Here is a 13,048-nt window from a genome sequence, read left to right on the forward strand (position 1 = left end):
AGTGGCAGATGATGGCTGTGAAAGGCAATGTTTGGCTATTGACCTTTTTTCCACTTTTTCTTCTTCATCTTATTGACAAAATCAAGTTCTTCATAATCTTCGGCTTGTGCTTCTGGAAGCAAGCCGCCAAACGCCTCAATCAAACCGTCTTCGTGTTTTTCAGAAGTATTCAGGAAATCGAACAAATGATGTGGTTGTTCCGAAGAAAGATCTACATTATTTGGTTTTGATAATTTCGGTTGTTGTAAGACAGGTTCTTTAATTTCTGGTTTGATATTATTGTTCCAATAATCATTAAAGGTATTGGCAGAAAGTGTTGTTGCTAAACGGGAACCGTTCCAAATCGTTTTAGAGTTGTGGTCGATAAATGTAATTCCATAAATCCGTCCTGTTTCATTTCTGCGCACTACTACGTTGATGCCTTGACTGGCTAAATGCTTTTTAAAATTCAATTCATCAGATGTTGATTGCAGGGCAATAGTTACTGCTGATTTTAGAGTCTGTTTTGTCGGGTGGTCTTTTAGTGTTGCCTTGGAATTTTCAAAATGCAGTTCTAAAGCAGGAAGTCCTGCATTTTTTCCAAACAAAGAAGCCTTAAAAGGATGGCTTGTTTTTTCTCCCTTTTCATTCATAGCAAAATACAATAATCCTCGTTGGGGTTTACCGCGTAGTTCTCCTTCAACTTTTTCTGTAGTAATATTGAATAGGGAAAGTAAAGCGTTGTATTCTCCCAAAGTCTGAAATCGATAATAGTTTGGCAAATGACGAATAACAGAAGCTATCTGACTTTTTACATCTCCCGTTTTGTAATCTATAGGACGGAAAATTTTATCGTTTTGTTTATGTTCTTTATCTGTTGCGGAAATTAGCTTGTGCTTCCTTTCGAGTTCACGACATACATTCATAGACTTCCTTTTCTCAAATTTATCTGAAATCTTTTTACCTTCTTCATCCACGCAAACCGATACAATATGGATATGAGTACGGTTAATATCCGTGTGCTTGAAAACCACATAAGGTTGTTCTTTATACCCCATTTCCTGCATATATTCCTGTGCCAGCTGTCTGAATTTTTCATCACTAACATTATCCCTTGGGTCGGGATTGAGTGAAATATGCAACGTATGTTTTTCAGTATTGCGGTTGGCTATCAGATAAGGTTCAAAAGATTGGGTTAATTGTGCCACAGAATATTGCCCGCTAAGTGTTTCAATCATCTTATTGGTAAATAGAATTTGCCCATTTTCTTTCTCTACTTTGAGATGATTATAGGCTAATGCTCCGTACAAACTGCTTCCTCTTCCGATTTTCGCTATCATTTTATCATTGTTTTTTCAAATGTTTTTGTTCAAATTCCTCGGTAAGTTGAATGATTTTTTGACACAATACTGCCATTTCAGCCGTTTGTTTTTCTAGTTTATAAAGAAACGCTGCTGCCTTTTTCTCTGAGAAATGACGGTACAACAGCTTCACAATTTGGTTGTAATTTACTCCTATAGACCGAAATTGGCAATGAAAAGTAGTCAATCGCATATAATAATCCATTGTTACCTTATCGATTTTAACTGTTTTAATCTCTTTTCCAAAGACTACTGAAATGATGAATTTTGCCTTATTGGTCATTCCAGATGCTTCAAAAAGTGTTAATAATTGTGCGTTTTCATCATCCGTTAGACGAAAAACGTGTCGGTGGATACTAGGATCACTTTTAGGGTTTCGTCCACCTTTATGCTGTTTTTTGTTACTGTTTTCATTCATCACTAATCCAATTTTAATATTCATATAAAACCTGACTTCGGAAGGTTTTTCAGCCCCCAGCAGGGCAAGTTGTTTTGAGGCACGAACTCGGTTTCGAGTGCCTCAAAACACAACTTGCCGTGTTCTGATGAACACAAGAATCCGTCCGCCTGTCGGCGGAACTGGATTAAATGTAACAGGGAAAAACGGCTTGATGCCGTTCTGTTTAGTGTCCATTTTGTCAAGATGCTTTTTCATAAAACAATTAATAAAAATTATTTCACAAAGTAAACAACTGTTATTAAGAGTATTGTAATATAACCACTGGACAAACTCTGCCTCTGAGAGCCAAACACTGCCACACATAAACCAGGAGACAATTCAATCGCTTTATTTGCTTTATAGTTTTAGTGCAGGTGGTAAAAAATGTATTCGGGCAAATAAGAAAAGAGTATTTGAATACAGATAATTTGGAATAAAAGCATAAGGTCTTAAAAGCATAAAACTTTAAAAATGTAAAGGCATAAAAGCGGTAAAGCAATTTACCCGTTACAAGGTTTACAATTTGATAAAAAGTATTACAGACAAAGTGGTAAGGCAGACATACAACAAAAAAGGAAAATGCCCAAAAAGTAAAGAAGGTATTTGGAAAAAAGGCAATATTATGATATGCTAATAATCAAACCTGTCAAACAAATAAAATGTGTAACAATAAAATTTTAAATAATGGAAACAAAAAAGGAAACCTTAAAAATCAGTTTTTCAACGCCCAAAGGTGGAGTTGGAAAATCTACTATGACTGCACTACTTTCAAGTGTATTGCATTATCGTTTAGGATTTAATGTGCTTGTGATGGATTGTGATTTTCCACAACACAGCTTAGCCAATATGAGAGAAAGGGATTTGAAGACGATTATGCAGAATGATTATCATAAAAGAGCTGCAATGAAGTTGTATCAAAGCATCAATAAAAAGGCGTATCCGATTATAAGTTGCAAAGCAGAGGATGCCTTGTCAAAAGCTTTGGAATACGTAAATCAATCTGCAGTAAAACCCGATATAACTTTTTTTGACCTTCCGGGTACAGCTAACACAAAAGGTGTGCTTACTACTTTAAGAACAATGGATTTTATTTTTTCGCCAATCAGTGCTGACCGTTTGGTTATGGAAAGTACATTGAGTTTTACCAAAGCATTTCTTGGTTTACCCGAAACGGATCAGAGTAATACAGATCAAAAAATGTGGATGTTTTGGAATCAGGTAGATGGCCGAGAAAAGACAGGAATATACGAGGCGTATCAAAGTGTTATTAATGAGCTTGATTTATCTGTAATGAACTCACGAATAATGGACAGTAAACGCTTCAGAAAAGAAACAGATGACACACCGAACAGTGTATTTCGGTCAAGTCTGCTACCTGCCGAACCTCAATTAATGAAAGCGACAAAAATGGATTTGTTTGTTGACGAGTTTTTTAAAATTGTTAATCTCTAAAATAGTTAAGGATGACCATAAATAAAGAAAAAAAAATAGCAGATAAGCCTGTTCTTGATGAAGAATTAATCATGAATATCATGAGTGGAAATCAGTCTTCTACTGTAACACAAGCTAATCAACAACAGGAAATACAGAAGGAAACAAAACCAAAAGAAAAAGCCCGCAATAGTTCCTCAAAGAAAGTGGATTATGAAGAGGTATTTCTGGTCAATCGGTTTCCTTCAGGTCGTAACGGAAAGGTCGTTTACATACGAGCCGAATACCACGAAAGGTTGATCCGCATTGTGCAATTAACGAGGGAGGAAAAGACAACACTTTACTCCTATATTGACAACATCCTTGAGCATCACTTTAGGGAGTTTGGGGATGATATTACTGATTATTTTAACGAACGTTTTAAACCTATTTTATAAGCTATGGAATTTGTAATTTTGATATGCCTGTTGATAGTGATTGCATTGCTTTTACAGGAAAAGATTGTTATCAAGAAGAAGTTGAAGCAAAAGTCGATACAGGAAAAAGCCAATCCGAAACTACCCGATATTATGGGTCAGCCCAAGCCAGTAAGAAGCATTTCTGTGGCAAAGGCTACTACTGAACACCAAATTGAAGAGAATGAAATAAACCCTGATGATTTAGACATCGAATACGACGAAAATGAAAATGTAGGTGCTCAAATTCCTCAGGAAGAACTGGATGAAGTTTTCAGTAATATGCCTGAATTTGAAGAAGAGGAAGAAGAATGGAACAGATACGGAATATCTGGTGAGGATAACCGTTTTGCCCAAGGAGTTACCTTTGAAGAACTAAGTTCCGTGGGGATGTTACTCCAAAAAGAAAAATTGGAGCAATCTCAAAAGGAAACAGCGATAGCTATAGTTCAGAAAATACAGGGAACCGAATTATTTAGCCTTTTGGAAAATTCTATGGAAAGTGCTTCACGAAAAATAGCCGAGCTATTGGACAGTAGCCTTTCTTATGAAGCAGATGCTGGTTCTTCCGCTTTGTGGAATGATGATTTGGAGAGGTTTGATATTGGGGAGTTTGTTTAGACTCCCCAATATCTTTTAAAATATTATTAAATTGTTATTTTACAATTTCAACAATTTTTGGATTGATATAATGTATTATCCAATATATCCTCTTTTGCATTGACGTTCTGTATAGTCCTCCATTTTTAAAACATCTATCTAAATATTTTGCAATATAATTTTCTTTCTAGACTTATTAATTTCTCCTTTTGGAAAGAGAAAAATAAAGATATTATGACCATTATTGAAATAATGAAAATTTGAATTTAATTCTTCATTATTTTTTGTCTTTAAAGTAATATTTCCTTTATCATTAAACCTTATTTTAAATTGATAACATTTCATAAATTCCCAATGAAAACCAAAGTTTTCTGGAAAATCCAATTCACCTATTTCATTTAGAAAAGAATTTGAATAAAATAAATCACGTTTTTCACATAGCGCACCATTTCCTTTAGCACCTTTAATCGGAGTTAGTACTAATAGAGCACATTTATTTCTTGATTGAATAACAAAATTTCTTAATGCTGAGTGAACAGATGATCCAAATTTTTTAGACATACTCATAGCAGAACTAATACTAAGAGGCAAAGAATTCATTTCTGTAATGAATCTATCATGTTGAAACAATGTTATTGATGCAAAATAATTTGCTTCAGCTTCAAACCCATCATCAAATGATTCAATCAAAGTTGAATCATTATCTGCTGCTAAAATAACTTCACTTTGCCATGTTAGAACTCCATGTCCAATTTCATGAAGCTTTACAAAATTTTTCCTTCCATCGCTTTGACTAAGATCAACGTATATTTTTTTCTCCCTTCTGTCAAAAAAACCTTTAACTTTTGTTAATCCAGATTGTAAAAATTTTAATTTTTCAAAAGACTCCTCTTTCAACTTTTCAAAAAAAGATTTATCAATTTTGCTTAAATCAATACTTGTATCGATTACTAATTCACTATGATTGAGAATCTTTTCGATTGGGGTTGGAAAAACATCAAGAGCTTTGCTTTGTTTTAAAATTTCATAAGATATTTTTTCAATATCTCTTTTCGTTGATTCATCTATCATTTATTTCTTTGCTTAATATATTCTAAATATTTTAAAACCTCTTCTCTTTCATTTTTATCCATTCCTTCGGAAGAAAAAGCTATAGTTTCAACAAATTTAGAATGTTCATTTGTATCCTCTTTTTCTTTGTGCTCAATAATCCCAGCATTATTTAATAAAACTTTTAAGGGCACATTATATAGAGATGATAATTTATAAAGAATATTTGCTGAAGGACTTTTTATCTTTTCGTTTTCTAACTGACTTAAATAAGCATTAGATATTCCCGTAGATTCTTCAACTTGGCGCAACGTCAATCTCATAGATTTTCTAGCGTCTTTCAGTGTAGTTCCTAAAGTTTTCATAAGATATATTTTTACAAAGATAATTCTTTTGCTTGATATAGCAAGAATAAATTAATTATATTCTAAAAATAATTATATTTTTGCTTGCTATATTTAGATTTGTTTGTATATTTGCACTATATAATCTTTTAAAGATTCAATTTGTTTAATTAAATTAAAGTCATGTGATAGATAAATAAGTAAAAAACCCAATCAAACTTGGCGGTCATGATTGGGTTATAGGGAACAAGTTTTTCGACGACTTTCAAAATACTTAGGCTTATCACCTCAGTATCCCTCCATTTTGTTGTGTAAAACTAATATGTTTTTTGATAAAAACAAATTTTTAGCAACAAAACCGCTTGAAACTCATCTCTTCGTGAGTTTTTAAAGGATTAGAAGTGTTAAAATTATTTGTAAATTTAAAAAACAAAGTATCATGGATGCAAAAAAAGACGGTCATGACGACCACGTTAAAAGACCTTCATTAGAGTTAATTATTGAAGGCAAAAAGTTTGAATGGTTCGAGCAATACATTACTGGTAAACAATTGAAAGAGTTGAGAGGATTACCTCTTGATTCTGAATTATTCTTGGATATAGTTGAACCATGGAAAGATGACGCTATTTTAAACGATGAAGTTGTTGACCTAGCAAGATCTGGAATTGAGCAATTTTATATCAAACAGAAATTAAAGTACTCTATTGATGGGGAAAATTTTGAAACTGATAAGCAGTATATTAAAGGTTCTCAAATTAGAAAACAAGGTAATATAGCTGCTGATTTCCAAATATTTTTGGATAATAAACAACCATGGGAGGATGATTTAATTGAGAATGACGAAATCGTTGATTTAGCTAGGCCGGGGAAAGAAAAGTTTTATTCCAAAAAAGAAGTTGTTGAATTTATCATTATTGTAAATGGTAGAGAAAAACAATGGTGTGAAAAAACTATAAGTTTTAAACAGGTTGTTGAATTGGCATTTGGAAATTATCAAGAAAATCCAAATACCGTTTATACGGTAACTTATGCCAAAGGACCTCATCAAAATATTGAGGGTAGTATGGTTAAAGGTGATTCAGTTTTTGTAACTAATAAAATGGTTTTCAATGCTACAGCAACTAATAAGTCATAGTCCCGACCTTAAAAGGTTGCAAGATGAAGGTTATGAACTTGAGATTAAAGGTGGATATTTACTTATCCACCATGTACCTTATGTTACTCATCTGAGAGAAGTTAAATACGGTGTTTTAGTAAGTGAACTATCATTGGCTAATAGCCAAATGACTATTAAACCCAACACTCACGTTATCAATTTTATTGGAGAATTTCCATGTAATAATTATGGTAGTATTATTAGTGCCATACAACACGGTTCACACAATCAAGATTTAGGAAATGGAATTGTTATTAATCATTCCTTTTCTAATAAACCGCAACATGGTTATCCTAATTATTATGAAAAAGTTTCTACTTATTGTAATATCATTAGTTCTCCTGCTAAAAGTATTGATCCTTTGATTACTGAAAAAACTTTCAGGAATAGAGAAACAACATTTGATACTGATGTTTTCCAATATATTGACACGAATTCCAGTAGAGCAAAAATTAATGCTATTAATGAAAAAGTTAAAGAAGAGAAATTAGCAATAATTGGATTAGGCGGAACAGGAGCTTATATTTTGGACTTACTTTCAAAAGCACCCGTTCGTGAAATTCATCTTTATGATGGCGATGTATTTTCACAACACAATGCATTTCGTTCTCCGGGAGCAGTCGGAAATGAAGATTTGGATAAGGTTTCTTCAAAGGTTGATTATTACTACAGTGTTTATGCAAAAATTCACCAAAAAATTACGGCACATCATAGCTATGTTTCAAAAGAGAATTTGGAGGAATTACTTGCTATGTCTTTTGTGTTTATATGTATTGATAATGATGTTTCCAGAAAGTTGATTATTCAATTTTTGTTAAAAAATAATATTCCTTTTATTGATGTTGGACTTGGTGTAAATGTTGTTGACGATACTCTTATTGGGACTGTTAGAGTAACTACTGGTACGAAAGAAAAAAATAATCATTTAGTTGATAGAATTCCTTTTGTTGATGAAGGTAACAACGATTATAACACTAACATTCAAATTGCAGAGTTAAATTGTTTAAATGCCGTTTTAGCAGTAATTAAATGGAAAAAACTCTGTGGTTTTTATCAAGATTTACGAGAAGAGCATCACAGTACTTACTCTATTAATGTTAATCAATTGACAAGTGATGATATTACAGCATAAATTTGTAGAGTTCATACCTGAACAATTGGAAGATGGAGTATTGTATATTTCACTTACTTATTGTACAGCCATACACAAATGTGCTTGTGGTTGTAGTAATGAGGTAGTCACACCTTTTGCTCCTAATGATTGGAAAATGACTTTTGACGGTAAAACTATCAGTTTATCTCCTTCAATTGGAAATTGGAATTTTGATTGTAGATCACATTATTGGATTAGAAATAGCGAAATTATTTTAGCTAGACAATGGGATGACGAAGAGATTAAAGCTGGGTCTAAAAAACCAAAAAAGAAAAAGAAAAAATCTTTTTCAAAATGGTGGCATAAGAAAAAGTAATCTATTAATTTTATTAGAAACAGGCTATAAAACAGCCTGTTTTTTTTGATTATATAAATTCCTGATTTAAATATTTTAAGTTTAAACTTTTAAATCAATAGTAAAAATCTACTAGAAGTTCTTCTATTTTATTATTCCCTCAATTTTCTCCATCAACATTTGAAATCGTTCCTCTCTAATTAATGGATGTATGTGCATAGCTAAAATTTCGTTGGCTTGTGGGTGGTGTCTAATAGCTGTGAGTTCTTCTCTAATATACTGTTTCACATCATCTTCGCTTGCTAGTATTTCTTCGACTATTGTTGTTCTATTGTCTAAAAGGTAGATGATATCTTCGTAATCGTGGCTTCCGTAAAAATCATTTTGTCCTCTATCTTTAAAGGCTTCTAATTTAGTCGCTAGAAAATAAGGTGATGGCAATACGTTGATCTTAATTCCTTCTGGTAATTCTATTTGTTGCAAGTATTTGAATCCAGGTTTGTACCATTTATTTGATATTCCAATACTACTATCATCAGCAGGCATAATGTCTATGGCAATATTTTCAAACTGATACGAACATATGGAGTGTCCTTGAGGATCGGGATAGAAATTAAGCTCGGCTAATCGTTCTTGCATTCGTGTCCATTCATAATAATTAGCCAAATTAATGGTCATGTCTATATCAGAAGTGGGACGAATTTCCTCTGCCGCTGGATCATCGGTGTATAAGCTAATTACTGCTCCACCAATGAAGACCATTTTTTCGTTTAATTCCTTTAAGCCCTTAGCCACTTGCGCTACTAAAGCCAGATTGATTACTTTATTATACATTCAGTATTCTTTTTTCTAATTCTCGTTTTGCCATTTCTTTTTCTCTTACTCTTCCCACTCTAATGGCATCAACTAAAGTTAATAATTCGTATAAATCATTGTCTTTTAAAGAAGCTTCGACGGCAGTAGGGTATAAAGGTTCTATGGCTTGCCCACGTTCCAGTCCTTTTGCATAAGGCCATACATATTTATCAGTCGCTTGGATTATTTTATTTAAAGGTTCCGCTGAATGAGCAGTTAGCATTCCTCTAACCAATGCACCGGGTTGCTGTGGAAAAGCATAGGCTACACCATGAATCAAAAATTCGTTGAAAGCTATTTTGTTTACTTTTTTTCTAGCATCATCAATTAGCCCTGCATATTTGGAACGATTTAAGGACTGACTTACTTCAGATTGACTCATACCTAATTCTTGAGCAATAGTATGATGAAACCAAGATTTTTGACCTAGTGCAATGATTTTTAATAAAATTACGATGTCTTGCGGTTTGAGACTGCTTTTTGTTTGTATCATGCTAAATATTCCATATTGCGATATGCAATGTTACTCATTATTTTTATAATAAACAATTTTGCTTCACGATATATTGCATATTGCGATTTACGATACATAAGAGTTTATTTGCTCAGATTTAGTGATTTTTTTTATCCTTAGTAAAATAGCAAGCCATCCACCGCCAAACAATTCCTCTCAATACCAATTTGTTATAACACCACGATTTCTATAACACCTTTGTCCCGAAAGCCCACAAAGAGTAGGTTAAGGATAACAAATTAATGTATTTCAATCATGGAAAAACAAAGAAAAAAAGTTTTGCTAACAGCAATAGTGATGCTGTCAGGAATTGGTGTGTTCGCGCAGGGAAACGGTACCGCTGGTATCAACGAAGCGACCCAAATGGTAACCTCTTATTTCGATCCCGCAACTCAATTAATCTACGCCATCGGAGCCGTAGTTGGTCTCATTGGAGGAGTGAAAGTGTACAACAAGTTTAGCAATGGAGATCCCGACACATCTAAAACAGCAGCAAGCTGGTTCGGTGCCTGTATCTTCTTAATTGTTGCCGCTACAGTTCTTCGTTCTTTCTTCCTTTAATCCTTAGCCTTATGAGTAATTACAACATCAATAAAGGCATTGGAAGGACGGTAGAATTTAAAGGACTGAAAGCACAATACCTCTTCATTTTTGCAGGTGGATTATTGGGAACATTAATTCTAGTTATGATACTTTATATGGCTAGGGTTAATCCTTTTATCTGTTTAATTCTTGGATTCGGTTTTGCTTCGTTGATCGTATGGCAAACCTTTTCATTAAACAAAAAGTATGGTGAACACGGTTTAATGAAAAACTTTGCCAACAAAAAACACCCACGCTATATCATCTGTCGCAAGTCGATACATCGCTATTTAAAGTTCACTCCTAAACCGAATAATTTATGAGAAATACAGCAAAGACAGCAACATTGGAAAGTAAATTTCCATTACTAGCAGTAGAAAATAATTGTATTCTGTCTAAGGATGCTGATATAACTGCTTGTTTCAAGGTCAATCTGCCTGAACTATTTACTGTGGGTTCTACTGAATATGAAGCTATTCATTCTGCTTGGCACAAAGCCATCAAGACGTTGCCCGATTTTACAGTCGTACACAAACAGGATTGGTACATAAAAGAAAACTATGCACCCGATATTGCGAGTTATGGATTGAGTTTTTTTGGTAAATCCTACCAACAGCATTTCAACGAGCGTCCGTTTCTTAATCACTATTGCTATTTGTTTTTGACCAAAACATCCAAAGAGCGAATGCGTATGCAGAGTAATTTTTCTTCGCTTTGCAAGGGTACTTTGATTCCAAAGGAAATCAGAGATAAAGAAACAATCCACCATTTTATGGAGTCTGTTGCACAATTTGAGAGGATTATGAACGATTCGGGATTTGTAAAATTGGAACAGCTAACCGAAGATGATATCATTGGCACAGATGAGAAACAAGGAATACTTGAACAGTATCTAACCTTAGGAAGGGAAACAGGAACACCGATGCAAGACATCGCACTCGGAGGCGAAGAGGTACGTATCGGAAACAAAAGGTTGTGCCTGCACACTTTATCCGATACGGATGATTTGCCGGGAACAGTATCTGCAGATACACGCTTTGAAAAACTATCCACTGACCGAAGTGACTGCCGTTTATCGTTTGCCGCTCCTGTTGGATTGTTATTGAGTTGCAATCACATTTACAATCAGTATTTGTTTTTGGATAACAGTGATAGTAATCTGCAAAAGTTTGAAAAATCAGCAAGGAATATGCACTCGCTGGCTCGTTACAGTCGCAGTAACCAAATTAACAAAGAGTGGATAGAACGTTATTTGAACGAGGCACATTCGTTCGGACTTTCTTCTATCCGTGCGCATTTCAACGTTATCGCTTGGTCAGAGGATCCGAACGAACTCAAACAAATAAAAAACGATACTGGTAGTGCATTGGCGCTGATGGAATGCAAACCACGTCACAACACGGCGGATGTAGCAACACTGTATTGGGCAGGAATGCCTGGTAATGCAGGCGATTTTCCAAGTGAAGAAAGTTTCTATACGTTCATCGAACCTGCTTTGTGCTTCTTTACCGAAGAAACGAATTACCACGATTCGCCTTCACCTTTCGGAATAAAAATGGCTGACCGATTAACGGGAAAACCTATCCATTTGGATATTTCAGATTTGCCTATGAAAAAGGGTATCATCACCAATAGAAACAAGTTTATACTTGGCCCATCAGGAAGTGGAAAATCCTTCTTTACCAACCATATGGTTAGGCAGTATTACGAGCAAGGTGCTCACGTTTTGTTAGTCGATACGGGTAATTCTTATCAGGGATTGTGCGAACTAATCAAAGGAAAAACCAAAGGCGAAGACGGTGTTTATTTCACATATACCGAAGATAATCCCATTGCTTTTAATCCTTTTTATACCGATGATGGTGTTTTTGATATTGAAAAAAGAGAAAGTGTTAAGACATTGATATTGACACTTTGGAAACGTGATGATGAACCACCAACACGCTCAGAAGAGGTAGCACTTTCTAATGCAGTAAGTGGTTTTATCGAACGCATTAAGCAGGAAAATGAGTTTCCATCCTTCAATGGTTTCTACGAATATGTGCAAGGCGATTATCGAAAGATATTGGACGAAAAACAAGTAAGAGAAAAAGATTTCGATATTGCTAATTTTTTGAACGTATTGGAACCTTATTACAAAGGAGGCGAATATGATTATCTGCTGAATTCCGACAAACAGTTAGACTTACTTTCCAAACGCTTTATTGTATTTGAAATTGATGCTATCAAGGATCATAAAATTCTCTTTCCCATCGTGACCATCATTATTATGGAAGTCTTCATCAATAAAATGAGACGGCTTAAAGGTATCCGAAAGCTCATCCTAATTGAAGAAGCTTGGAAAGCTATTGCCAAAGAAGGAATGGCAGAATACATCAAATACCTTTTTAAAACCGTCAGAAAGTATTTTGGAGAAGCCATCGTGGTAACACAAGAAGTGGATGACATCATTCAGTCGCCGATTGTAAAAGAAAGTATCATCAACAATTCGGATTGCAAAATATTGCTCGATCAGAGAAAGTATATGAACAAGTTCGATGATATACAAGCGATGCTCGGACTGACCGATAAGGAAAAAGCACAAGTACTTTCTATCAATATGAATAACGATCCGTCAAGACTTTACAAGGAAGTTTGGATAGGTCTTGGAGGAACTCATTCTGCGGTCTATGCAACTGAAGTTTCTGACGAAGAATATCTCGCTTATACCACCGAAGAAACAGAAAAATTAGAAGTGATGCAACTCGCAGCTGAACTGGGAGGCAATGTAGAACTAGCTATTAAACGTATCGCTATGCAGCGACGTGAAAAATCAAATTAATTATTAATCATGT

The 13,048-nt window shown here is 34.4% G+C and carries 15 protein-coding genes; 9 read left to right on the forward strand and 6 right to left on the reverse strand.

Going from position 1 to position 13,048, the window contains the following annotated elements; genetic code table 11:
• Positions 1–35 precede the first annotated feature (35 nt).
• Positions 36–1,319, reverse strand: a complete 1,284-nt coding sequence (gene mobB, locus AP058_RS07760) for a conjugal transfer protein MobB (RefSeq protein WP_066308781.1) — start codon at positions 1,317–1,319, stop codon at positions 36–38.
• Positions 1,320–1,323: 4 nt separating this feature from the next.
• Positions 1,324–1,758, reverse strand: coding sequence for a conjugal transfer protein MobA (mobA, locus tag AP058_RS07765; RefSeq protein WP_066308786.1), 435 nt, complete (start codon positions 1,756–1,758; stop codon positions 1,324–1,326).
• 705 nt (positions 1,759–2,463) lie between these two features.
• Here mobA and AP058_RS07770 point away from each other — a divergent pair.
• The 3 genes from AP058_RS07770 to AP058_RS07780 are packed head-to-tail and all read left to right on the forward strand — an operon-like array spanning position 2,464 to position 4,286.
• Complete coding sequence (locus AP058_RS07770; protein ID WP_066308787.1) at positions 2,464–3,231, forward strand: ParA family protein; 768 nt, start codon at positions 2,464–2,466, stop codon at positions 3,229–3,231.
• An 11-nt stretch (positions 3,232–3,242) separates the two neighbouring features.
• Positions 3,243–3,647 (forward strand): DUF3408 domain-containing protein, encoded by a 405-nt coding sequence (locus AP058_RS07775; RefSeq protein ID WP_066308788.1) that lies wholly within the window; start codon positions 3,243–3,245, stop codon positions 3,645–3,647.
• A 3-nt stretch (positions 3,648–3,650) separates the two neighbouring features.
• Positions 3,651–4,286 carry a conjugal transfer protein TraD gene (locus AP058_RS07780; RefSeq protein WP_066308791.1) on the forward strand — a complete coding sequence of 212 codons (636 nt, stop codon included), beginning with the start codon at positions 3,651–3,653 and terminating at the stop codon, positions 4,284–4,286.
• A gap of 138 nt (positions 4,287–4,424) precedes the next feature.
• On the opposite strand, the gene AP058_RS07785 is transcribed toward AP058_RS07780, so the two are convergent.
• Together AP058_RS07785 and AP058_RS07790 are read right to left on the reverse strand one after the other, a co-directional pair.
• Positions 4,425–5,336, reverse strand: a complete 912-nt coding sequence (locus tag AP058_RS07785; RefSeq protein ID WP_066308796.1) for an ImmA/IrrE family metallo-endopeptidase — start codon at positions 5,334–5,336, stop codon at positions 4,425–4,427.
• Positions 5,333–5,680, reverse strand: a complete 348-nt coding sequence (locus AP058_RS07790) for a helix-turn-helix domain-containing protein (RefSeq protein ID WP_066308799.1) — start codon at positions 5,678–5,680, stop codon at positions 5,333–5,335. The genes AP058_RS07785 and AP058_RS07790 overlap by 4 nt, the downstream gene beginning before the upstream one ends.
• Positions 5,681–6,098: 418 nt before the next feature.
• On the opposite strand from AP058_RS07790, the gene AP058_RS07795 reads away from it, so the two are divergent.
• From AP058_RS07795 to AP058_RS07805, 3 genes are read left to right on the forward strand one after another with little or no spacing between them, the layout of a single operon-like run.
• Positions 6,099–6,794: a multiubiquitin domain-containing protein gene (locus AP058_RS07795; protein WP_066308802.1), complete on the forward strand. Its 696-nt coding sequence runs from the start codon at positions 6,099–6,101 to the stop codon at positions 6,792–6,794.
• Complete coding sequence (locus AP058_RS07800; protein WP_066308804.1) at positions 6,769–7,947, forward strand: ThiF family adenylyltransferase; 1,179 nt, start codon at positions 6,769–6,771, stop codon at positions 7,945–7,947. The genes AP058_RS07795 and AP058_RS07800 overlap by 26 nt, the downstream gene beginning before the upstream one ends.
• A complete protein-coding gene (locus AP058_RS07805; RefSeq protein ID WP_066308807.1) occupies positions 7,931–8,284 on the forward strand; it encodes a DUF6527 family protein in 354 nt (117 codons plus the stop codon). The genes AP058_RS07800 and AP058_RS07805 overlap by 17 nt, the downstream gene beginning before the upstream one ends.
• Positions 8,285–8,407: 123 nt before the next feature.
• Here AP058_RS07805 and AP058_RS07810 read toward each other — a convergent pair whose 3' ends face one another.
• Together AP058_RS07810 and AP058_RS07815 are read right to left on the reverse strand one after the other, a co-directional pair.
• On the reverse strand, positions 8,408–9,097 hold the full coding sequence (locus AP058_RS07810) for a nucleotidyl transferase AbiEii/AbiGii toxin family protein (RefSeq protein WP_066308808.1): 690 nt from the start codon (positions 9,095–9,097) through the stop codon (positions 8,408–8,410).
• On the reverse strand, positions 9,090–9,611 hold the full coding sequence (locus AP058_RS07815; RefSeq protein ID WP_066308812.1) for a hypothetical protein: 522 nt from the start codon (positions 9,609–9,611) through the stop codon (positions 9,090–9,092). Before AP058_RS07815 ends, AP058_RS07810 begins: the two co-directional genes overlap by 8 nt.
• A 276-nt stretch (positions 9,612–9,887) precedes the next feature.
• Here AP058_RS07815 and AP058_RS07820 point away from each other — a divergent pair, with 276 nt between their 5' ends.
• The 3 genes from AP058_RS07820 to AP058_RS07830 are packed head-to-tail and all read left to right on the forward strand — an operon-like array spanning position 9,888 to position 13,035.
• On the forward strand, positions 9,888–10,193 hold the full coding sequence (locus tag AP058_RS07820; protein WP_066308813.1) for a DUF4134 domain-containing protein: 306 nt from the start codon (positions 9,888–9,890) through the stop codon (positions 10,191–10,193).
• Between the two features lie 11 nt (positions 10,194–10,204).
• A complete protein-coding gene (locus AP058_RS07825) occupies positions 10,205–10,537 on the forward strand; it encodes a DUF4133 domain-containing protein (protein WP_066308819.1) in 333 nt (110 codons plus the stop codon).
• A complete protein-coding gene (locus tag AP058_RS07830; RefSeq protein WP_066308824.1) occupies positions 10,534–13,035 on the forward strand; it encodes a TraG family conjugative transposon ATPase in 2,502 nt (833 codons plus the stop codon). Before AP058_RS07825 ends, AP058_RS07830 begins: the two co-directional genes overlap by 4 nt.
• The last annotated feature ends 13 nt before the right edge of the window (positions 13,036–13,048 follow it).

Source organism: Flavobacterium sp. TAB 87, assembly GCF_001529295.1.
Lineage (GTDB): Bacteria > Bacteroidota > Bacteroidia > Flavobacteriales > Flavobacteriaceae > Flavobacterium.